Source organism: Enterobacter sp. RCC_40 (assembly GCF_041360735.1).
Taxonomy (GTDB): Bacteria; Pseudomonadota; Gammaproteobacteria; order Enterobacterales; family Enterobacteriaceae; genus Enterobacter; species Enterobacter ludwigii.
Window position 1 is genome coordinate 39,221 of record NZ_JBFUPR010000011.1, and the last position, 22,045, is coordinate 61,265.

General features: G+C 56.0%; 21 protein-coding genes. 16 read left to right on the forward strand and 5 right to left on the reverse strand.

Features of this window, described 5'->3' with window-relative positions:
- Window positions 1-203: 203 nt before the first annotated feature.
- The gene (cyaA, locus tag AB6731_RS22150; RefSeq protein ID WP_014172138.1) at window positions 204-2,747 is read left to right on the forward strand and encodes a class I adenylate cyclase; all 2,544 of its coding nucleotides are present in this window, start codon (window positions 204-206) and stop codon (window positions 2,745-2,747) included.
- Window positions 2,748-2,790: 43 nt separating this feature from the next.
- Here the strand turns inward: cyaA and cyaY are convergent, their stop codons facing one another.
- Window positions 2,791-3,111, reverse strand: a complete 321-nt coding sequence (cyaY, locus tag AB6731_RS22155) for an iron donor protein CyaY (RefSeq protein WP_014172137.1) — start codon at window positions 3,109-3,111, stop codon at window positions 2,791-2,793.
- Between the two features lie 135 nt (window positions 3,112-3,246).
- On the opposite strand from cyaY, the gene AB6731_RS22160 reads away from it, so the two are divergent.
- From AB6731_RS22160 to corA, 8 genes are all read left to right on the forward strand, one after another.
- Window positions 3,247-3,450 carry a lipoprotein gene (locus AB6731_RS22160; RefSeq protein WP_025202779.1) on the forward strand — a complete coding sequence of 68 codons (204 nt, stop codon included), beginning with the start codon at window positions 3,247-3,249 and terminating at the stop codon, window positions 3,448-3,450.
- A gap of 35 nt (window positions 3,451-3,485) precedes the next feature.
- Window positions 3,486-4,310 (forward strand): diaminopimelate epimerase, encoded by an 825-nt coding sequence (dapF, locus tag AB6731_RS22165; RefSeq protein WP_020882883.1) that lies wholly within the window; start codon window positions 3,486-3,488, stop codon window positions 4,308-4,310.
- Window positions 4,307-5,014, forward strand: a complete 708-nt coding sequence (locus AB6731_RS22170; protein WP_371006808.1) for a DUF484 domain-containing protein — start codon at window positions 4,307-4,309, stop codon at window positions 5,012-5,014. Before dapF ends, AB6731_RS22170 begins: the two co-directional genes overlap by 4 nt.
- Window positions 5,011-5,913, forward strand: coding sequence for a tyrosine recombinase XerC (xerC, locus tag AB6731_RS22175; RefSeq protein ID WP_371006810.1), 903 nt, complete (start codon window positions 5,011-5,013; stop codon window positions 5,911-5,913). Before AB6731_RS22170 ends, xerC begins: the two co-directional genes overlap by 4 nt.
- Window positions 5,913-6,629, forward strand: a complete 717-nt coding sequence (gene yigB, locus AB6731_RS22180) for a 5-amino-6-(5-phospho-D-ribitylamino)uracil phosphatase YigB (RefSeq protein WP_371006812.1) — start codon at window positions 5,913-5,915, stop codon at window positions 6,627-6,629. Before xerC ends, yigB begins: the two co-directional genes overlap by 1 nt.
- An 80-nt stretch (window positions 6,630-6,709) precedes the next feature.
- A complete protein-coding gene (gene uvrD / locus AB6731_RS22185) occupies window positions 6,710-8,872 on the forward strand; it encodes a DNA helicase II (RefSeq protein WP_020882882.1) in 2,163 nt (720 codons plus the stop codon).
- Between the two features lie 149 nt (window positions 8,873-9,021).
- A complete protein-coding gene (gene ysgD, locus AB6731_RS22190) occupies window positions 9,022-9,078 on the forward strand; it encodes a YsgD/CorL family protein (RefSeq protein ID WP_212743980.1) in 57 nt (18 codons plus the stop codon).
- 151 nt (window positions 9,079-9,229) lie between these two features.
- Entirely contained in the window at window positions 9,230-10,180 is a 951-nt protein-coding gene (corA, locus tag AB6731_RS22195) for a magnesium/cobalt transporter CorA (protein WP_020882881.1), read from the forward strand.
- A gap of 42 nt (window positions 10,181-10,222) precedes the next feature.
- Here the strand turns inward: corA and rarD are convergent, their stop codons facing one another.
- Together rarD and yigI are read right to left on the reverse strand one after the other, a co-directional pair.
- Window positions 10,223-11,119 carry an EamA family transporter RarD gene (gene rarD, locus AB6731_RS22200; protein ID WP_014172130.1) on the reverse strand — a complete coding sequence of 299 codons (897 nt, stop codon included), beginning with the start codon at window positions 11,117-11,119 and terminating at the stop codon, window positions 10,223-10,225.
- A gap of 51 nt (window positions 11,120-11,170) precedes the next feature.
- The gene (gene yigI / locus AB6731_RS22205; protein WP_014172129.1) at window positions 11,171-11,638 is read right to left on the reverse strand and encodes an acyl-CoA thioesterase YigI; all 468 of its coding nucleotides are present in this window, start codon (window positions 11,636-11,638) and stop codon (window positions 11,171-11,173) included.
- 161 nt (window positions 11,639-11,799) lie between these two features.
- Between yigI and pldA the strand changes: the two genes are divergently transcribed.
- From pldA to rhtC, 3 genes are all read left to right on the forward strand, one after another.
- Complete coding sequence (pldA, locus tag AB6731_RS22210; protein ID WP_020882880.1) at window positions 11,800-12,669, forward strand: phospholipase A; 870 nt, start codon at window positions 11,800-11,802, stop codon at window positions 12,667-12,669.
- 90 nt (window positions 12,670-12,759) lie between these two features.
- On the forward strand, window positions 12,760-14,589 hold the full coding sequence (gene recQ, locus AB6731_RS22215; RefSeq protein ID WP_025202782.1) for an ATP-dependent DNA helicase RecQ: 1,830 nt from the start codon (window positions 12,760-12,762) through the stop codon (window positions 14,587-14,589).
- Window positions 14,590-14,650: 61 nt separating this feature from the next.
- Window positions 14,651-15,271 (forward strand): threonine export protein RhtC, encoded by a 621-nt coding sequence (rhtC, locus tag AB6731_RS22220; RefSeq protein ID WP_014172126.1) that lies wholly within the window; start codon window positions 14,651-14,653, stop codon window positions 15,269-15,271.
- Here the strand turns inward: rhtC and rhtB are convergent.
- The gene (gene rhtB / locus AB6731_RS22225; protein ID WP_014172125.1) at window positions 15,268-15,888 is read right to left on the reverse strand and encodes a homoserine/homoserine lactone efflux protein; all 621 of its coding nucleotides are present in this window, start codon (window positions 15,886-15,888) and stop codon (window positions 15,268-15,270) included. The genes rhtC and rhtB overlap by 4 nt on opposite strands.
- 109 nt (window positions 15,889-15,997) lie before the next feature.
- Between rhtB and pldB the strand changes: the two genes are divergently transcribed.
- The 3 genes from pldB (at window position 15,998) to AB6731_RS22240 (ending at window position 18,805) form a co-directional block, all read left to right on the forward strand.
- Window positions 15,998-16,990 carry a lysophospholipase L2 gene (gene pldB, locus AB6731_RS22230; protein WP_020882879.1) on the forward strand — a complete coding sequence of 331 codons (993 nt, stop codon included), beginning with the start codon at window positions 15,998-16,000 and terminating at the stop codon, window positions 16,988-16,990.
- A 32-nt stretch (window positions 16,991-17,022) separates the two neighbouring features.
- The gene (yigL, locus tag AB6731_RS22235; RefSeq protein WP_020882878.1) at window positions 17,023-17,823 is read left to right on the forward strand and encodes a sugar/pyridoxal phosphate phosphatase YigL; all 801 of its coding nucleotides are present in this window, start codon (window positions 17,023-17,025) and stop codon (window positions 17,821-17,823) included.
- 82 nt (window positions 17,824-17,905) lie between these two features.
- On the forward strand, window positions 17,906-18,805 hold the full coding sequence (locus AB6731_RS22240) for a carboxylate/amino acid/amine transporter (protein WP_014172122.1): 900 nt from the start codon (window positions 17,906-17,908) through the stop codon (window positions 18,803-18,805).
- Here the strand turns inward: AB6731_RS22240 and metR are convergent.
- Window positions 18,693-19,646, reverse strand: coding sequence for an HTH-type transcriptional regulator MetR (gene metR / locus AB6731_RS22245; RefSeq protein ID WP_014172120.1), 954 nt, complete (start codon window positions 19,644-19,646; stop codon window positions 18,693-18,695). The two genes, AB6731_RS22240 and metR, sit on opposite strands and share 113 nt — an antisense overlap.
- A gap of 116 nt (window positions 19,647-19,762) precedes the next feature.
- On the opposite strand from metR, the gene metE reads away from it, so the two are divergent.
- The gene (gene metE / locus AB6731_RS22250) at window positions 19,763-22,024 is read left to right on the forward strand and encodes a 5-methyltetrahydropteroyltriglutamate--homocysteine S-methyltransferase (RefSeq protein ID WP_371006813.1); all 2,262 of its coding nucleotides are present in this window, start codon (window positions 19,763-19,765) and stop codon (window positions 22,022-22,024) included.
- The last annotated feature ends 21 nt before the right edge of the window (window positions 22,025-22,045 follow it).

The window sequence follows — 22,045 nt, forward strand, 5'->3', positions numbered from 1 at the left end:
TGCTACACTGTATGTAGCGCATCTTTCTTTACGGTCAACCGGCAAGGTGTTAAATTGATCACGTTTTAGACCATTTTTTCGTCGGTACCACCATAATGATAAGGGCGAAAAAAGGTAACGGTTCTCTTTTTGTAATACTGCGGGTCCGCTGTTATTTCTGTTTTGAATAGCGTGCGACACCCGGAAACATCAGGCGATACGTCTTGTACCTCTATATTGAGACTCTGAAACAGAGACTGGATGCCATAAACCAACTGCGTGTCGATCGCGCGCTTGCTGCTATGGGCCCTGCTTTCCAGCAGGTATACAGTCTTCTGCCGACATTATTGCACTATCACCATCCGCTGATGCCTGGCTACCTTGACGGTAACGTTCCCAGAGGCATCTGTCTTTTCACGCCTGATGAAACCCAACAACACTACCTGACCGAACTTGAACTCTACCGTGGCATGCCGCCGCAGGAATCACCGAAAGGTGAACTGCCGATTACAGGCGTTTACACCATGGGCAGCACCTCCTCGGTTGGGCAAAGCTGTTCTTCGGACCTGGACATCTGGGTCTGTCATCAGTCCTGGCTCGATAACGACGAGCGTCAGCTGCTGCAGCGAAAGTGCAGCCTGCTGGAAAGCTGGGCCGCGTCGCTTGGCGTAGAAGTCAGTTTCTTCCTGATTGATGAAAACCGTTTCCGTCATAACGAAAGTGGCAGTCTGGGTGGTGAAGACTGCGGCTCAACCCAGCACATCTTACTGCTGGACGAGTTTTACCGTACTGCCGTTCGCCTGGCCGGTAAGCGTATTCTGTGGAATATGGTGCCGTGCGACGAAGAAGAGCATTACGACGATTACGTAATGTCGTTGTACTCCCAGGGTGTGCTGACACCAAATGAATGGCTGGATCTGGGTGGCCTCAGTTCGCTTTCCGCCGAAGAGTACTTTGGCGCGAGTCTCTGGCAGCTCTATAAAAGCATTGATTCGCCGTATAAGGCCGTGCTGAAAACCCTGCTGCTGGAAGCCTATTCCTGGGAATACCCCACGCCGCGTTTGCTGGCGAAAGATATCAAACAGCGTCTGCACGACGGAGAAATTGTCTCCTACGGGCTTGATGCTTACTGCATGATGCTTGAACGCGTCACCGAATACCTGAAAGCCATTGATGACACCACGCGTCTCGATCTGGTGCGTCGATGTTTCTACCTCAAAGTCTGTGAAAAACTCAGCCGCGAACGCGCATGCGTGGGCTGGCGTCGTGAAGTGGTCAGTCAGTTGGTTAAAGAGTGGGGATGGGACGAAGAACGTCTGTCGATGCTTGATAACCGCGCCAACTGGAAAATCGATCAGGTGCGTGAAGCGCACAACGAACTGCTCGATGCCATGATGCAAAGCTACCGCAACCTTATCCGCTTTGCGCGTCGTAACAATCTCAGCGTTTCCGCCAGCCCGCAGGATATCGGGGTGTTGACGCGTAAACTGTATGCGGCGTTTGAAGCGTTGCCGGGTAAAGTCACGCTGGTTAACCCGCAGATTTCACCGGACCTGTCAGAACCGAACCTGACCTTTATCTATGTGCCGCCGGGCCGCGCAAACCGCACCGGGTGGTACCTGTACAACCGTGCGCCAAGCATGGACTCGATCATCAGCCATCAGCCGCTGGAATATAACCGCTACCTGAACAAGCTGGTGGCCTGGGCCTGGTTCAACGGCCTGCTGACCTCGCGTACCCGGCTGTTTATCAAAGGCAACGAGGTTGTCGATTTAGCCAAACTGCAGGAGATGGTGGCGGATGTCTCCCACCACTTCCCGCTGCGTCTGCCGGCACCGACGCCAAAAGCGCTCTACAGTCCGTGTGAAATTCGCCATCTGGCGATCATCGTCAATCTGGAATATGACCCGACAGCGGCCTTCCGCAATCAGGTGGTCCATTTTGATTTCCGCAAGCTGGACGTCTTTAGTTTTGGCGAGCAGCAAAACTGCCTGGTGGGCAGCGTAGACCTGCTGTACCGCAACTCGTGGAACGAAGTGCGTACTCTGCACTTCAACGGCGAGCAGGCGATGATCGAAGCGCTGAAAACGATTCTTGGCAAGATGCATCAGGACGCTGCACCGCCGGACAGCGTTGAGGTGTTCTGCTATAGCCAGCATCTGCGCGGTCTGATCCGTACCCGCGTGCAGCAGCTGGTTTCAGAGTGCATCGAACTGCGCCTCTCCAGTACCCGTCAGGAAACCGGTCGCTTTAAAGCGCTGCGCGTCTCCGGACAGACCTGGGGCCTGTTCTTCGAGCGCCTGAATGTTTCAGTACAGAAGCTGGAAAACGCCATCGAGTTCTACGGCGCCATTTCGCACAACAAGCTGCATGGCCTGTCAGTGCAGGTGGAAACCAACCACGTGAAACTGCCACAGGTCGTGGATGGCTTTGCGAGCGAAGGGATTATTCAGTTCTTCTTTGAAGAGTCGGGTGACGACGCCGGTTTCAACATCTACATCCTGGATGAGACGAACCGCGCTGAGGTTTATCACCACTGTGAAGGCAGTAAAGAGGAACTGGTGCGCGACGTCAGCCGCTTCTATTCGTCCTCACATGACCGCTTTACCTACGGCTCCAGCTTCATCAACTTTAACCTGCCACAGTTCTACCAGATTGTGAATGTAGACGGACGTTCGCAGGTGATTCCGTTCCGTACGCAGGCCGTTACGCCAGCGGTTCCCGCCAGCCAGGACACTACCCCGCTGTTGCAGCAGTATTTCTCCTGACAGTTTTTGCCCGGTATGCAGCGCACCACCGGGCAAAACAGACTCAACGAAAACGCACGTCTTCGCCTGCCTGCGCGGTCGCCGCCTGTTCCAGCAGATCCCAGAACGTTTCGCCGCTACGGTCACACACCCATTCGCCCTCTTTCAGATCGAAATGGTAGCCACCCTGTTTGGCGGCCAGCCAGACCTGGTGAAGCGGCTCCTGGCGGTTAATAATAATTTTGCTGCCGTTTTCGAAGCTCAGGGTCAGAATGCCGCCGTTGATCTCACAATCGATATCGCTGTCGCCGTCCCAGTCGTCAAGCCGCTCTTCGATGGTCATCCATAAGGTGTCTGCAAGGCGATGGAATTCACTGTCGTTCATGGTTTTGTTCCTGTTTTTCGTGATGCCGGCAGTATAACGCTAAATAATTCCCGTTGCAGGAAAGCGGCAAACTCTTGCTTTTGTGTCTTCTCCTGCGATGATAGAAACAGATTTGAACTTACGGGCAACTTTATAATGAAAAACGTTTTCCGAACGCTTGCCGTTCTCATCACGCTGTTTAGTCTGACGGGCTGTGGACTGAAGGGACCGCTTTACTTCCCGCCAGCGGATAAAACGGCGCCGCCGCCGACGAAACCTGTGCAAAGCGGTATTGAGTCTTCCACGCCAGACACGAACGATCGTGGCAATAATGGTGGTCCGACTCAGGTTAATCTCTGACGATTACGTTCTGTACCCGCGCAATGGAGCGAATGATGCAGTTCTCTAAGATGCATGGCCTTGGCAACGATTTTATGGTCGTCGACGCGGTAACGCAGAATGTCTTTTTCTCCCCGGAACTGATCCGCCGCCTGGCGGATCGGCATCTGGGCGTGGGGTTCGATCAGCTGCTGGTGGTTGAGCCGCCGTACGATCCTGACCTCGATTTCCACTACCGTATTTTTAACGCTGACGGCAGTGAAGTCTCCCAGTGCGGCAACGGTGCGCGCTGTTTTGCCCGCTTTGTCCGCCTGAAAGGGCTGACGAACAAGCGCGATATCCGCGTCAGTACCGCGAATGGTCGCATGGTGCTCAGCGTCACCGATGACGATCTGGTTCGCGTGAATATGGGCGAGCCGAACTTTGAACCTTCCGCCGTGCCGTTTCGCGCAAACAAAGCGGAAAAGACCTATATTATGCGTGCGGCCGAGCAGACAGTATTGTGTGGCGTCGTCTCGATGGGAAACCCGCACTGCGTGATTCAGGTTGATGATGTGGAGACCGCCGCCGTTGAAACCCTCGGCCCGGTGCTGGAAAGCCATGAACGCTTCCCGGAACGCGCGAACATTGGTTTTATGCAGGTGGTGAAGCGTGAACACATCCGTCTGCGGGTGTATGAACGCGGCGCGGGCGAAACTCAGGCCTGCGGAAGTGGTGCCTGCGCGGCAGTGGCCGTCGGCATCGCTCAGGGGTTACTGGCAGAAGAGGTTCGCGTGGAGTTACCAGGCGGTCGTCTTGATATCGCCTGGAAAGGACCGGGTCATCCGCTGTTTATGACTGGCCCGGCGGTACATGTCTATGACGGGTTTATCCATCTATGAAGCAACCAGGGGAAGAACTGCAGGAAACGGTGACGGAACTGGACGACAGTGCTGTTGTTGATTATCTGCTGAACAATCCCGAGTTTTTTATTCGCAATGCACGTCTTGTCGAACAGATGCGCGTGCCGCATCCGGTGCGCGGGACCGTGTCGCTGGTCGAATGGCACATGGCCCGCGCGCGCAACCACATCAATCAGCTTGAAGAGAACATGACGCTGCTCATGGAACAGGCGAACAATAACGAAAGCCTGTTCTATCGACTGCTGCATCTGCAGGCGCGTCTGGCCTCGGCCCACAGCCTTGACGAGTTTCTCAGCCGTTTCCACCGCTGGGCGCGAGAACTGGGGCTTGCAGGCGCAACCCTTCGTCTCTTCCCCGACCGCTGGCGCATTGGTGCACCGTCTGGTTTCACCCATCTGGCGCTGAGCCGTCAGGCGTTTGAGCCGCTACGTATTCAGCGCCTGGGTCATCAACATCACTATCTGGGGCCGCTGAACGGACCAGAATTGCTGGTGGTATTGCCAGAAGCCAAAGCGATTGGCTCGGTGGCCATGTCATTGATGGGGCGCGATGGCGACTTAGGCGTGATGTTATTTACCAGTCGCGACGCGCATCACTATGAGCAGGGGCAAGGTACGCACCTGTTGCAGGAGATCGCCCTGATGCTGCCTGAGCTGCTGGAGCGCTGGATTGAGCGCGTATGACGGACGGACTTCTTGCCACTGACGTCGCGCGATTTCTGCGCTACCTGGGGGTTGAACGTCAGCTTAGCCCCATTACCCTGCTGAACTATCAGCGTCAGCTTGATGCCATCATGCAGATTGCCGATGAAATCGGCCTGAAAAGCTGGCAACAATGTGACGCTGCGACGGTTCGTGGCGTCGTCGTGCGTAGCCGCAGGAAAGGGTTAGGCCCGGCGAGTCTGGCGCTCAGGCTCTCTGCCCTGCGCAGTTTCTTCGACTGGCTGGTGAGCCAGGGCAGCCTTAAAGCCAATCCGGCGAAAGGCATTGCCACGCCAAAAGCACCGCGTCATCTGCCTAAAAATATCGACGTCGATGATGTCAATCGCCTGCTGGATATCGATCTTAACGATCCGCTGGCGGTGCGTGACCGCGCGATGCTGGAGGTGATGTACGGTGCTGGACTGCGTCTGTCTGAACTGGTCAATCTCGATATAAAACATCTCGATCTGGACACCGGCGAAGTGTGGGTGATGGGCAAGGGCAGCAAAGAGCGCCGCCTGCCGATTGGTCGCAACGCTGTCGCCTGGATTGAGCACTGGCTTGACCTGCGCGGACTGTTTGGCGCGGAAGAAGATGCGCTGTTCCTGTCGAAACTCGGCAAGCGGATCTCGGCGCGTAACGTGCAGAAGCGTTTTGCGGAGTGGGGCATTAAACAGGGGCTGAACAGCCATGTTCACCCGCACAAGCTGCGCCACTCTTTTGCGACCCACATGCTTGAATCAAGCGGCGATCTGCGCGCCGTGCAGGAACTGCTCGGCCACGCGAATTTGTCCACCACCCAAATTTATACCCACTTAGACTTCCAGCACCTTGCCTCGGTGTATGACGCGGCGCATCCACGCGCCAAACGGGGGAAATAATGCGTTTTTACCGCCCACTGGGTCAGATATCAGCCCTTACCTTTGACCTTGATGACACCCTTTATGATAACCGTCAGGTGATCCTGCGTACCGAGCAGGAGTCGCTGACGTTTGTGCAGAACTATCACCCGGCGCTGAAGACGATGCAGAACAAGGACTTCCAGCAGCTGCGTCAGTCCCTGCGGGAGACCGAGCCGGACATTTACCATGACGTGACCGAATGGCGTCGACGTGCGGTTGAACAGGCGATGCTGAATGTCGGCATGAGCGCGCGTGATGCGGCGATAGGGGCTGAAGCGTCCATGGAACACTTCGCCAAATGGCGCAGCCGTATTGATGTGCCACAGGAAACCCACGATACGCTGGCCGCGCTGGCAGAGAAGTGGCCGCTGGTGGCGATTACCAATGGCAATGCCCAGCCTGAGCTGTTTGGTCTTGGCGATTATTTTGAGTTTGTGCTGCGCGCGGGCCCGCACGGGCGCTCGAAACCGTTTAACGATATGTATCACCTGGCGGCGGAAAAACTGAACCTGCCGCTCGGCGAAATGTTGCATGTGGGTGATGACCTGACCACGGACGTGGCCGGGGCGATCCGCTGCGGTATGCAGGCCTGCTGGATCAAGCCGGAAAACGCTGACCTGATGACAACGCCGGACAGCCGTCTTCTGCCGCACGTGGAAATTTCACGGTTGGCATCCCTCACGACGCTGATATAATCATCAATTGTTCTGTATAAATTAACAGGGTTTTGGCGAAGGAATCACATTCGCCTGCCTGACATTACGTGACGGTGCCAATGGACGTTTCTTACCTGCTCGACAGCCTTAATGACAAACAGCGTGACGCGGTTGCCGCTTCGCGCACCAACATGCTGGTGCTGGCTGGGGCGGGCAGTGGTAAGACACGCGTGCTGGTACACCGTATTGCGTGGCTGCAGAGCGTGGAAAACTGCTCGCCGTACTCCATTATGGCGGTGACGTTTACCAACAAGGCGGCGGCAGAGATGCGCCACCGAATCGCACAGCTGATGGGCACCAGCCAGGGCGGCATGTGGGTGGGGACTTTCCACGGGCTGGCGCATCGCCTGCTGCGGGCGCACCATATGGATGCTAACCTGCCGCAGGATTTCCAGATCCTCGACAGCGAAGATCAGCTGCGTCTGCTGAAGCGTCTTATCAAGGCGATGAATCTCGACGAGAAGCAGTGGCCGCCGCGTCAGGCAATGTGGTACATCAACGGACAGAAAGACGAAGGGCTGCGTCCGCACCATATCCAGAGCTTCGGCAACCCGGTCGAGCAAACCTGGCAGAACGTCTATAAAGCCTACCAGGAGGCGTGCGATCGCGCTGGTCTGGTGGACTTTGCTGAGCTGCTGCTGCGTGCGCATGAGCTGTGGCTCAACAAACCGCATATCCTGCAGCACTATCGTGAACGCTTCACCAATATTCTGGTGGACGAATTCCAGGATACCAACAACATCCAGTATGCATGGATCCGCCTGCTGGCCGGTGATACCGGCAAGGTGATGATCGTCGGTGATGACGATCAGTCCATCTATGGCTGGCGTGGGGCGCAGGTGGAAAACATTCAGCGCTTCCTCAATGATTTCCCCGGTGCTCAGACCATCCGTCTGGAGCAGAACTACCGTTCGACCAGCAACATTCTGAGCGCCGCCAACGCCCTGATTGAGAACAACAACGGGCGTCTGGGTAAAAAGCTGTGGACCGATGGCGTTGACGGTGAACCGATCTCTATCTACTGCGCGTTCAACGAACTTGATGAAGCGCGCTTTGTGGTTAACCGTATTAAAACCTGGCAGGACAACGGTGGCGCGCTGGAGCAGTGTGCCATTCTCTATCGCAGCAACGCCCAGTCGCGCGTGCTGGAAGAGGCGTTGCTGCAGGTGAGTATGCCGTACCGTATTTACGGCGGCATGCGCTTCTTTGAACGTCAGGAGATCAAAGACGCGCTCTCGTATCTGCGTCTGATCGCAAACCGTAATGACGATGCGGCGTTTGAGCGCGTGGTGAACACCCCAACCCGCGGCATCGGTGACCGTACACTGGACGTGGTGCGTCAGGCCTCCCGCGATCGCCAGCTGACACTCTGGCAGGCGTGCCGCGAGCTGTTGCAGGAGAAAGCGCTCGCCGGACGTGCAGCCAGCGCCTTACAACGCTTCCTGGAGCTGATTGATGCCCTGGCACAGGAAACGGCCGATATGCCTCTGCACGTACAGACCGACCGGGTGATTAAAGACTCCGGCCTGCGCACCATGTATGAGCAGGAGAAAGGCGAAAAGGGCCAGACCCGTATTGAGAACTTAGAGGAACTGGTGACGGCAACGCGCCAGTTCAGCTACAACGAAGAAGACGAAGATTTGATGCCGCTGCAGGCGTTCCTCTCCCACGCGGCGCTGGAAGCGGGTGAAGGGCAGGCAGACACCTGGCAGGATGCGGTTCAACTTATGACCCTGCACTCCGCCAAAGGTCTGGAGTTCCCGCAGGTGTTTATCGTCGGGATGGAAGAGGGGATGTTCCCGAGCCAGATGTCGCTGGATGAAGGTGGGCGTCTGGAGGAGGAGCGTCGTCTGGCCTATGTTGGCGTGACGCGCGCGATGCAAAAGCTGACGCTGACCTATGCCGAAACCCGACGCCTGTACGGTAAAGAGGTGTATCACCGTCCGTCGCGCTTTATCGGCGAACTGCCGGAAGAGTGCGTGGAAGAGGTGCGCCTGCGCGCCAGTATCAGCCGCCCGGTCAGCCATCAGCGTATGGGCTCGCCGATTGCTGAAACGGACACCGGCTACAAGCTGGGTCAGCGCGTGCGTCATGCTAAGTTTGGTGAAGGCACCATCGTCAATCTGGAAGGTAGCGGCGAGCACAGCCGCCTGCAGGTGGCGTTCCAGGGGCAAGGTATCAAATGGCTGGTGGCAGCCTACGCCAGGCTGGAAACTGTGTAACTTTCAGAAAAATATCATTATTTTGTAATAATCTGCTAGCCTTATACGTTGAAGGTCAATTAATGCCCTTCAGCGTTCCGTTGCGTGTTGACGCCACTATTACTGCTGGCGTAACATGCGCGCACGATTACGCTAAGAGGACATTCGCCTTGGACACACCCAGTAGATACTGGCTCAATTCCCTGTCATCCAGGAACAACTCCTAAGGCTATCTCCTCTTGCTGATGGCCTTAGTGGTTGTCAGCGACCTGCACTATTCCCGTCGCGCTGAGTCAGGCTGTTTAATGGTCTGAAACCCAATTTGTTTCTGTGTGCCCACCGAACTGTCCGATATTTTTTGCATTGGGAGTCCCGGTCATGTTGAGCGCATTTCAACTCGAAAATAACCGACTGACTCGGCTTGAAGCCGAAGAGTCACAGCCCCTCATTGATGCCGTATGGGTGGATCTGGTCGAGCCGGACGACGATGAGCGCCTTCGCGTACAATCTGAGCTGGGGCAAAGCCTGGCAACCCGCCCGGAACTGGAAGACATCGAAGCATCTGCTCGTTTTTTTGAAGATGAAGACGGTCTGCATATTCACTCCTTCTTCTTCTTTGAAGACGCCGACGATCACGCAGGTAACTCCACCGTGGCGTTTACCATTCGTGACGGTCGCCTGTTTACCCTGCGCGAGCGTGAGCTGCCCGCGTTTCGTCTCTACCGCATGCGCGCCCGTAGCCAGGCGATGGTCGACGGTAATGCCTACGAACTGCTGCTGGACCTGTTTGAAACCAAAATCGAACAGCTGGCGGATGAAATTGAAAACATCTACAGCGACCTGGAAAAGCTGAGCCGCGTCATTATGGAAGGGCATCAGGGCGATGAATACGACGAAGCGCTCTCGACGCTGGCAGAGCTGGAAGATATCGGCTGGAAGGTGCGTTTGTGTCTGATGGATACCCAGCGCGCGCTGAACTTCCTGGTGCGTAAGGCGCGTCTGCCGGGCGGTCAGCTGGAACAGGCGCGTGAGATCCTGCGCGATATCGAATCCCTGCTGCCGCACAATGAATCGTTGTTCCAGAAGGTCAACTTCCTGATGCAGGCGGCGATGGGCTTTATCAATATCGAGCAGAACCGCATCATCAAGATCTTCTCGGTGGTCTCGGTGGTCTTCCTGCCACCAACGCTGGTGGCCTCGAGCTACGGGATGAACTTTGAGTTTATGCCGGAGCTTAAGTGGAGCTTTGGCTACCCTGGCGCGATTATCTTTATGATCCTCGCCGGGCTGGCGCCGTACCTCTACTTCAAGCGCCGTAACTGGCTGTAAACATCAGGCGGGTGGCATTGTGCCTGCCCGCCTCATTACCGCTTACAATCCTTTGCGCGTTCTGCGCTGGGTATAAAGGGCGTCTGCAACAAAAATCGCCAGCGCCACCCAGATAAAGGCAAACGTCACCATCTTATCTGCACCCGGTACTTCGCCGTAAAACACCACTGCCAGCAGGAACATCAGCGTCGGACCGATGTACTGAAAGAAGCCCAGCGTGGAGAGACGCAGGCGCGTTGCGGCACCGGTGAAGCACAGCAGAGGAATGGTGGTTACCACACCGGCCGCCATCAGCATCAGATTCAACGACAACGGGTTACTGCCCATATGGCTGGTTGCGCTGTCGGCAATACCAAACAGGTAAATCGCCGCGACCGGCAATAGCCACAGGGTTTCAAACAGCATCCCGGTCTGCGCTTCAACGGCTATTTTCTTCCGGACCAGCCCGTAAAACGCAAAGCTGAACGCCAGGCCCAGAGCGATCACGGGCAGCGAACCGAAGGTCCACAGTTGAACCAGCACGCCGCAAAAAGCGAGGATGACCGCCAGCCACTGCATGCGACGGAAACGCTCGCCCAGGAAAATCATGCCCAGAACAATGTTGACCAGGGGATTAATAAAATAGCCCAGGCTCGCTTCGAGCATGTGATGGTTATTGACTGCCCAGATAAAGAGCAGCCAGTTGCCGCCTATCAGCACGGCTGAGAGGGCCAGCAGGAACACCTTTTTCGGCGTTTTCAGCAGCGTTTTGACGCCAGACCACTGACGGCTGACGCTCATCAGCGCGATCATAAAGAAAAACGACCAAATCACACGGTGTGTGAGGATCTCGTCAGCGGGTACGTAAGCGATAAACTTGAAGTACGCCGGTGCGATACCCCAAATAAAATAAGCGGCAAGGGCGAGTAGTACGCCCTGCCGCGTTTGTTTAGCATCCATCGGGATAATCCGTTACAAAAAAGTGAATTAATTTTACCCGATTTTAGGGTTTCAACCCACCATATAAGTGGCAGTTGCGCTGGCGATATAGACCTGCTCTTCGTTATGCAATTCAACGCGGGCGACGGCGACCTTATTCCCCGCGCGCAGCAGGCTGCTGGTGGCGGTAAAACGGTTTCCGCGCCCGGGACGCAGGTAATCGACGCGTAAATCGATGGTGCCCATACGCGACAAACGCTGGCGCAACTCGTCTTCATTGATGGTGTCATGGCGCGTCAGCGTACTGCCCACACAGACCAGGCCCGCCGCCACATCCAGCGCTGAGGCAATCACCCCGCCGTGCAAAATACTCTGCGCCCAGTTGCCAACCATCATCGGCTGGTTGTTGAAGCTGAGCTGGGCAAACGCTTTTTCGTAGCGCTCGAGTTCCAGACCCAGTGCACGGTTAAACGGCATATGGTAAACAAAAATCTCGCCCACGAGTTTTAACGCTTCTTCGGCGGTAAGCATGGCTGACATGAGGCATCACATCCTTATTGTTAATAAAATGTTGATTTTATGCTTCAGCAATAAGGAATTCCACTTTCAGAAACGAGGATGCAGCAGTTGTCGCAGAAGTATGTAGAATATCCGCCACATAACAATTCAACTAATTAACTCTTTGCAGGAGAACACCACCGATGCGGACGTATCTGGCCTGGTTACTGGCGGCGGTTGCGCTGCCCCTCACAGCATATGCCCAGGAAGCGACGATTAAAGAAGTTCACGATCAACCTGCCGTGCAGGGCAGCATTATCGCGAACCTTCTTCAGGAACATGATAATCCGTTCACGCTGTATCCGTATGACACCAACTACGTGATATACACGCAGACCAGCGATCTCAACAAAGAGGCGATAAGCTCCTATAACTGGTCCGATAATGCGCGTAAAGACGAAGTGAAGTTCCAGTTAAGTCTCGCGTTCCCGTTCTGGCGCGGCATTCTGGGACCGAATTCGGTGCTCGGCGCCTCTTACACGCAGAAATCCTGGTGGCAGCTTTCCAACAGTGGCGAATCTTCACCGTTCCGTGAAACCAACTATGAGCCGCAGCTGTTCCTCGGTTTTGCGACCGATTATGAATTCGCGGGCTGGACGCTGCGTGACATTGAGGTGGGCTTTAACCACGATTCAAACGGACGCTCCGACCCTACCTCGCGCAGCTGGAACCGTGCCTATACGCGACTGATGGCGCAAAACGGCAACTGGATGGCGGAAGTGAAGCCGTGGTTTGTGGTGGGCGATACCGACGACAATCCGGATATCACCAAATATATGGGTTACTATCAGCTCAAAATCGGCTATCAGTTGGGTGACGCGGTGCTGAGCGCCAAAGGCCAGTACAACTGGAACACCGGTTACGGTGGCGCGGAACTGGGCCTCAGTTATCCGGTGAGCAAGCACGTTCGCCTCTATACTCAGGTTTACAGCGGTTACGGCGAGTCGCTTATCGATTACAACTTCAACCAGACCCGTGTAGGTGTGGGCGTGATGCTGAACGATATTTTCTAGGCAGCTCGAATGTTTTTTCGTTAAACGTTGAAGTTTCTCTCTCAGGCGCTGAAAATAGCGCCTGTTTTATTTCTGGCAAATGGGGTTAACGTGGCGCAGGCGGAAGTATTGAATCAGGAATCGCTGGCTAAACAGGTTTTGCATGAAACCTTTGGCTACCAGCAGTTCCGCCCTGGCCAGGAAACCATCATTGAAACCGTGCTGGAAGGCCGCGATTGTCTGGTGGTCATGCCTACCGGCGGCGGTAAATCCCTCTGCTATCAGGTGCCCGCGCTGGTGCTCAACGGCCTGACGGTCGTGGTATCGCCTCTTATTTCCCTGATGAAAGATCAGGTCGATCAGCTCCTTGCCAACGGCGTGGCGGCGGCCTGTCTTAACTCCAGCCAGACCCGCGAGCAGCAGCAAGAGGTCATGGCCGGTTGCCGTACCGGGCAGGTTCGCCTGCTGTATATCGCGCCGGAACGTCTGATGCTGGATAACTTCCTCGATCATCTGTCGCACTGGAATCCGGTCCTGCTGGCGGTGGATGAAGCCCACTGTATCTCCCAGTGGGGACATGATTTCCGCCCGGAATATGCGGCGCTCGGCCAGCTCCGTCAGCGTTTTCCCGAACTGCCGTTTATGGCGCTCACCGCGACGGCAGATGACACCACGCGTCAGGATATCGTCCGGCTGCTGGGGCTGAACGATCCGCTGATTCAGGTCAGCAGCTTCGACCGCCCGAACATCCGCTACATGCTGATGGAAAAATTCAAGCCGCTGGATCAGCTTCTGCGCTACGTGCAGGAGCAGCGCGGGAAGTCCGGCATCATCTACTGCAACAGCCGCGCGAAGGTGGAAGACACGGCCGCGCGCCTGCAGAACCGTGGTTTTAGCGCCGCCGCCTACCATGCCGGGCTGGAAAACGCGGTTCGCGCCGATGTGCAGGAGAAATTCCAGCGCGATGACCTGCAGATTGTGGTGGCGACGGTGGCGTTCGGAATGGGGATCAACAAGCCGAACGTGCGCTTCGTCGTACACTTCGACATTCCGCGCAATATCGAATCGTACTACCAGGAAACCGGCCGCGCCGGGCGTGATGGGCTGCCTGCAGAAGCCATGCTGTTTTACGATCCGGCCGACATGGCGTGGCTGCGCCGTTGTCTGGAAGAGAAACCGCAGGGCCAACTGCAGGATATCGAACGCCACAAGCTCAACGCGATGGGCGCGTTTGCCGAAGCGCAAACCTGCCGCCGTCTGGTGCTGCTCAACTACTTTGGCGAGGGGCGTCAGGAGCCGTGCGGCAACTGCGATATCTGTCTTGACCCACCAAAGCAATACGATGGCCTGATGGATGCGCGCAAAGCGCTCTCGACCATCTATCGTGTGAACCAGCGCTTCGGCATGGGCTACGTGGTGGAAGTGTTGCGTGGGGCGAATAACCAGCGTATCCGCGACATGGGACACGATAAGCTGCCCGTCTACGGTATCGGTAAAGACCAGAGTCACGAGCACTGGGTGAGCATCATCCGTCAGCTGATTCACCTGGGCTTTGCCACGCAAAACATTGCCCAACACTCCGCGCTTCAGCTTACCGAAGCGGCACGTCCGGTGCTGCGCGGGGATATCGAACTGAAGCTCGCGGTTCCGCGCGTTGTCGCCCTGAAGCCGCGGGTGATGCAAAAATCGTACGGCGGCAATTACGACCGCAAGCTGTTTGCCAAACTGCGCAAGCTGCGTAAAGCCATTGCTGATGAAGAGAACATTCCGCCCTACGTGGTCTTCAACGACGCGACGCTTATCGAGATGGCAGAGCAGACGCCGCTCAGCGCCAGCGAAATGCTCAGCGTCAACGGTGTTGGTACGCGCAAGCTGGAGCGCTTTGGCAAAGAGTTTATGGCGCTTATTCGCGCTCATGTCGACGGTGACGATGAGGAGTAGTCAGCCAGCCTAAAAAATGTCAGGATGGTGACTCACTTAATTATTTCCCTGCGAGTTAATTATGTTAATGCTATTTCTTACCGTGGCGTTAGTGCACATCGTTGCGCTCATGAGCCCGGGCCCTGACTTTTTCTTCGTGTCACAAACCGCCGTCAGCCGCTCCCGCAAAGAAGCGATGATGGGGGTACTGGGTATCACCATGGGCGTTATGGTCTGGGCGGCTGTGGCGCTGCTTGGTCTGAACCTGATTCTGGCGAAGATGGCCTGGTTGCACAACATCATCATGGTTGGCGGGGGGCTTTACCTTTGCTGGATGGGCTACCAGATGCTGCGCGGGGCGTTGAAGAAAGAAGAGAAAAAGCCGGAAGAGCCGAAAGTTGAGCTGGCAACGGGCGGCCGGAGTTTTATTAAAGGGCTGCTCACCAACCTGGCGAACCCAAAAGCGATTATCTATTTCGGCTCCGTGTTCTCCCTGTTTGTGGGTGACAACGTGGGTGCGGGTGCGCGTTGGGGCATCTTCCTGCTGATCGTGGTGGAAACTTTTGCGTGGTTTACCGTGGTTGCCAGCCTGTTTGCCTTACCGGCGATGCGCCGCGGTTACCAGCGTATTGCGAAGTGGATTGACGGCTTCGCCGGCGCGTTGTTCGCCGGCTTTGGCATTCATCTCATCATTTCTCGCTAAGCATGACGCGCTGACGCAAGCAGCGCGCCTACCAGCATAAACAGCGAACCAAAGATTTTGTTCAGGGCCTTCATCTGCTTAGGCCCTTTAATCCACACCGCAATCCGCTGCGCCAGCGTCGCGTAACCAATCATCACGATGATATCGACAACAATGGTGGTCGCACCCAGCACCACGTACTGCATAACCTGTGGCTGATGCGGGACGATAAACTGCGGGAACAGCGCGGCAAGGAAAACAATACTTTTCGGGTTGGTCAGGTTCACAAACACCGCGCGTTTAAACAGGCGTCCGCGTGTTTGCGTCTGGGCGAGCGTATTAAGATCAATTGAGCCTGCCGCACGCCACTGCTGAATACCGAGCCAAATCAGGTACGCGGCACCGGCCCATTTCAGCACGTCAAAGGCCAGTACCGAGCGGGAGAACAGCGTACCCAGACCAATGCCCACCAGCACGATATGAATGCCCAGACCGGTCTGCAAACCGGCAATGGACGCCGCGGCACCGCGATAGCCGTGGTTGATGGAGGTGGTCATGGTGTTAATGGCGCCTGAACCTGGGGAAAGGCTAAGGATGATGGATGTCAGCAGATAAGCGAACCACCACTCGAAGGTCATTTGAAACTCCCGAATTGTCTGTTTTTATGCCACAATACGCTATTGTTACGTCATTTTGTGACCGGTGACGAAAAAACGATATTCCTTGGCTTACGGGGGTGGAAACCCGATGTTTCAGCAGAAAAAGGACTGGGAAACACGAGAAAACGCATTTGCTGCTTTCTCTATGGGGCCGCTGACCGATTTCTGGCGTCAGCGTGAGGAAGATGAGTTTACGGGTGTTGGCGATGTTCCGGTACGCTTTGTGCGTTTCCATGATGAGAAAAACGATCGGGTGATCGTGGTCTGTCCGGGACGTATCGAGAGCTACATCAAATACGCTGAACTGGCCTATGACCTGTTCCATCTGGGCTTCGATGTGTTGATTATCGACCATCGCGGGCAGGGGCTTTCTGGCCGCTTATTGTCGGACACGCATCGCGGTCATGTGGATAACTTCAGCGATTACGTCGACGATCTTGCCGCCTTCTGGCAGCAGGAAGTTCAGCCGGGCCCGTGGCGTAAGCGCTATATTCTGGCGCACTCTATGGGTGGGGCGATTTCGACGCTGTTTTTACAGCGCTATGACCACCAGTGTGATGCCATTGCGCTTACCGCGCCAATGTATGGCATCGTCATGCGTTTTCCGGACTGGATGGTGCGCCATATTCTCGACTGGGCTGAGGGCCATCAGCGCATTCGTGAAGGGTATGCCATCGGGACAGGGCGCTGGCGCGCGCTGCCGTTTGCCCTCAACGTATTGACCCATAGCCGGCAGCGTTATCGCCGTAACCTGCGTTTTTATGCCGATGAACCGCGCCTGCGCGTCGGTGGCCCGACATATCACTGGGTGCGGGAAGGGATCCTTGCCGGTGAACAGGTGCTTGCTGGTGTTGGTAAAGATGATACGCCGACACTTCTGATTCAGGCTGAAGAAGAGCGTGTGGTGGATAACCGCATGCATGACCGCTTTTGTGAACTCCGCGCTGCCGCCGGTCACCCTTGCGAAGGGGGTAAACCGCTGGTCATCAACGGCGCGTACCATGAGATCCTTTTTGAAAAGGACGCTATGCGCTCAGTCGCGCTCAACGCCATTGTTGAATTTTTCGACAGGCATAATTGATTGTTGTTTTACCACCAGAGGTTGAAATCCCTATGTACCAGGTTGTTGCATCTGATTTAGATGGCACGCTGCTTTCGCCCGACCATACCCTGTCGCCTTACGCGAAAGAGACCTTAAAGCTTCTGACCGCCCGCGGAGTGAACTTCGTGTTTGCCACCGGACGCCACCACGTGGACGTGGGGCAGATCCGCGATAATCTTGAGATCAAATCGTACATGATCACCTCCAACGGTGCGCGCGTGCACGATACCGATGGCAACCTGATCTTTACGCATAACCTGGATCGCGACATTGCCGCCGATCTGTTCGGCGTAGTGCATAACAACCCGGACATTATCACTAACGTTTATCGCGATGACGACTGGTTCATGAATCGCCATCGCCCGGATGAAATGCGTTTCTTCAAGGAAGCGGTATTTAACTATTCCCTGTACGAGCCAGGCCTGCTGGAGCCGGAAGGGATCAGCAAGGTGTTCTTTACCTGCGAAAGCCACGAAGCGTTGCTGCCGCTGGAACAGGCGATTAATGCGCGTTGGGGTGACCGCGTCAACGTGAGTTTCTCGACCCTGACCTGTCTGGAAGTTATGGCCGGGGGAGTTTCCAAAGGGCACGCGCTGGAAGCCGTGGCAAAACGTCTGGGCTTCGAACTGAAAGACTGTATCGCCTTCGGTGATGGCATGAACGACGCCGAGATGCTCTCTATGGCGGGTAAAGGCTGCATTATGCAGAATGCACACCAGCGTCTGAAAGACCTGCACCCGGAACTGGAAGTGATTGGGTCTAACGCTGACAACGCGGTACCAAAATACCTGCGCAAACTGTTCCTTGAATAATCTTCATTTGATTGTTTATTGCTCAGTTGTCAACTAAAGAGTTCGCTACAATGCCTGTCCTTCTTTCTGAGAGACAAGCATTGTGGCGCTACTCATTATTACCACTATCCTGTGGGCCTTCTCTTTTAGCCTGATTGGCGAATACCTCGCCGGACACGTCGACAGCTACTTCTCGGTGCTGATGCGCGTGGGGCTGGCGGCGCTGGTATTCCTGCCCTTCCTGCGTACACGCGGGCAATCGCTGAAGACCATTTTGCTGTACATGCTGGTGGGGGCGATGCAGCTCGGCATCATGTACCTGTTCAGCTTCCGGGCTTACGTCTACCTTTCTGTCTCTGAATTTCTGCTTTTCACCGTGCTTACGCCGCTCTATATCACGCTGATTTACGATTTGCTCAGCAAACGTCGTTTGCGCTGGGGATATCTGTTGAGCGCGGCGCTGGCGGTGATCGGGGCGGCGATTATTCGCTACGACAAAGTGAGCGACCACTTCTGGACCGGGCTGATGTTCGTGCAGCTGGCGAACCTCAGCTTTGCCATCGGTATGGTCGGGTACAAGCGCCTGATGGAAACCCGCCCGATGCCACAGCATAACGCGTTCGCCTGGTTCTATATGGGGGCAGCTATCGTCGCGGTGGCGGCATGGTTTATGCTCGGTAACCCGCAAAAGCTCCCGACGACAACCCTGCAGTGGGGCGTTCTGGTCTGGCTGGGCGTGGTGGCATCGGGGCTGGGTTACTTCATGTGGAACTACGGCGCTACGCAGGTAGACGCCGGTACGCTGGGGATCATGAACAACGTGCATGTGCCTGCAGGGCTGCTGGTGAACCTTGCCATCTGGCAGCAGCAGCCTCACTGGCCGAGCTTCCTTATTGGGGGAGCAGTGATTCTGGCTTCGCTGTGGGTCCATCGCCGTTGGGTCGCTCCGCGCTCCGCACAAACGGAAGATGGTCGCACGCGTGGTTCCGCGCAGAGCGAATAAACGCTTCCGTAATCGGCTGACGCTGCTCGCCATCGCGCACGGCGGCGTACAGCCGGCTCCATAGTCCCTCACCCAGGGTTTTGGTGACAACCAGACCCTGGCGTTCAAAACTCTCCACAACCCAGTGTGGCAGCGCCGCGATGCCCATTCTGGCGGCAACCATCTGAATCAACAGCAGGGTGTTATCCACGCTTTTGAGCTGCGGGCTAATGCCGGCCGGCTGCAGGAAGTGACGCCAGATATCCAGCCGACTGCGCTGTACCGGGTAAATCAGCAGCGTTTCACTGGCTAAATCTTCCGGGGTGATACGCGTTTTACTGGCCAGCGGATGATCCGGAGCCAGCACCAGACGTACCTCATAATCAAACATTGGTGAATAGTGCAGGCCGCTGCGGGGCAGAATGTCTGAGGTCATCACCAGATCCAGTTCGCCCTGCTGGAGCGACGGCTGCGGGTCGAACGTCACGCCGGATTTGAAATCCATCTCCACCTGCGGCCACCTCTGGCGGAAGTTCTCAAGCGCGGGTGTCAGCCATTGAATACAGCTGTGACACTCAATGGCGATACGCAGCCTGGTTTGCTGCGGCTCGTTACAGGACTGCAGCGCGCTGGCTATTTGCGGCAGCACCTGATTAGCCAGCTGCAGCAGGATCTCGCCCTGAGGCGTAAAGCGTAGCGGCTGGCTCTTACGCACAAAAAGACGAAAGCCGAGGCGTTGTTCCAGATCGCTGAACTGGTGAGAAAGGGCGGACTGGGTCTGGTGCAGCGTGGCTGCCGCCGCCGCGAGAGAACCGCAATTTCGCAACGCTTGTAGCGTTTTCAGGTGTTTAATCTCGATCATGAAAGTCCTTCACTTCGCCATGAACATTTTGCGCTTGAGGAATATACAGTAACTGCCAATTATGGATGTGTAAACATCTGGATGGCTAAATACGAAAAATTCACAGGGGACACACCATGACAATTCGCAATCACACTCTCGGTTTCCCTCGCGTTGGCCTTCGCCGCGAGCTGAAAAAAGCGCAGGAAAGTTACTGGGCAGGTACCTCTGGCCGTGAAGAATTGCTGGCAGTGGGCCGCGAACTGCGTGCGCGCCACTGGGAACAGCAAAAGCAGGCGGGCATTGACCTGCTGCCCGTGGGCGATTTCGCCTGGTACGACCATGTTCTGACCACCAGCCTGCTGCTTGGCAACGTGCCGGCTCGTCATCAGAACAAAGATGGATTGGTAGATATCGACACCCTGTTCCGCATTGGCCGTGGTCGTGCGCCAACGGGAGAGCCTGCGGCAGCGGCGGAAATGACCAAGTGGTTCAACACCAACTATCACTATATGGTGCCGGAATTTGTGAAAGGCCAGCAGTTCAAACTGAGCTGGACCCAGTTGCTCGACGAAGTCGATGAAGCGCTGGCGCTGGGCCACCAGGTGAAACCGGTACTGCTGGGGCCGGTAACGTATTTGTGGCTGGGTAAAGTGAAAGGCGAGCAGTTTGACCGTCTCAGCTTGCTGAACGATATTCTGCCGGTCTACAAACAGGTGCTGATTGAACTGGGTAAACGCGGAATTCAGTGGGTGCAAATCGATGAGCCTGCGCTGGTGCTGGAGCTGCCGCAGGCGTGGCTGAAAGCGTTTAAACCCGCTTACGATGCCCTTACTGGTCAGGTGAAGCTATTGCTGACCACCTATTTTGAAGGCGTGACGCCGAACCTGAGTACCATTACTGCGCTGCCGGTTCAGGGTCTTCATGTTGACCTGGTCCACGGCAAAGATGACGTGGCCGAACTGCACAAACGTGTGCCTAAAGAGTGGTTGCTTTCGGCCGGACTGGTGAATGGCCGTAACGTCTGGCGCGCCGATCTGAGCGAGAAATATGCACAGATTAAAGATCTCGTCGGCAAACGTGAGCTGTGGGTGGCCTCCTCCTGCTCTCTGCTGCACAGCCCAATCGATCTCAGTGTGGAAACCCGCCTGGATCCCGAGGTGAAGAGCTGGTTTGCCTTTGCGCTGCAAAAATGTGAAGAGCTGGCGCTGCTGCGTGATGCGTTAAATAGCGGTGACACCACGGCCATTACCGACTGGAGCGCCCCCATTCAGGCGCGTCGTCATTCGGCACGCGTCCACAACCCGGCGGTCGAAAAACGTCTGGCGGCCATTAGCGCGCAGGACAGCCAGCGTCAGAGCCCCTATGAGGTGCGTGCCGAAGCCCAGCGTGCCCGCTTCAACCTGCCAGCGTGGCCAACCACCACCATCGGCTCCTTCCCGCAGACGACGGAGATCCGCGGCCTACGTCTGGATTTCAAAAAAGGCAACCTCGATGCGAATCACTACCGCACCGGCATCGCTGAGCACATCAGACAGGCGATTGTTGAACAGGAACGTTTAGGTCTGGACGTGCTGGTACACGGTGAAGCCGAGCGTAATGACATGGTGGAATACTTCGGCGAACATCTGGACGGTTTCGTCTTTACGCAGAACGGTTGGGTGCAGAGCTATGGTTCCCGCTGTGTGAAGCCACCGGTGGTGATTGGTGACGTCAGCCGCCCGCAAGCAATCACCGTAGAGTGGGCAAAATTCGCCCAGTCCCTGACCGACAAACCGGTGAAAGGGATGCTGACCGGCCCGGTGACGATCCTCTGCTGGTCCTTCCCGCGTGAAGATGTGACCCGTGAAACCATCGCTAAACAGATTGCGCTCGCGCTGCGTGATGAAGTGGCCGATCTGGAAGCGGCGGGTATTGGCATCATCCAGATTGATGAACCGGCGCTACGCGAAGGTTTGCCGCTGCGTCGCAGTGACTGGGATGCTTATCTGAAGTGGGGTGTGGAGGCTTTCCGCCTCAACGCCGCGGTCGCGAAAGACGACACGCAGATCCACACCCACATGTGTTACTGTGAATTTAACGACATTATGGATTCGATTGCCGCGCTGGATGCCGACGTGATCACCATCGAAACGTCGCGTTCAGACATGGAACTGCTGGAGTCCTTCGAAGCGTTCGAGTATCCAAACGAAATTGGGCCGGGTGTCTACGACATCCACTCCCCGAACGTACCGAGCGTGGAGTGGATTGAAAGCCTGCTGAAAAAAGCCGCCCAGCGGATCCCGGCTGAGCGCCTGTGGGTCAACCCGGACTGCGGACTGAAAACCCGCGGCTGGCCGGAGACCCGCGCGGCACTCGCGAACATGGTCAGGGCGGCGCAGAATTTGCGTCAGGCCTGATAAATCCGAAGCCCGGCAAGG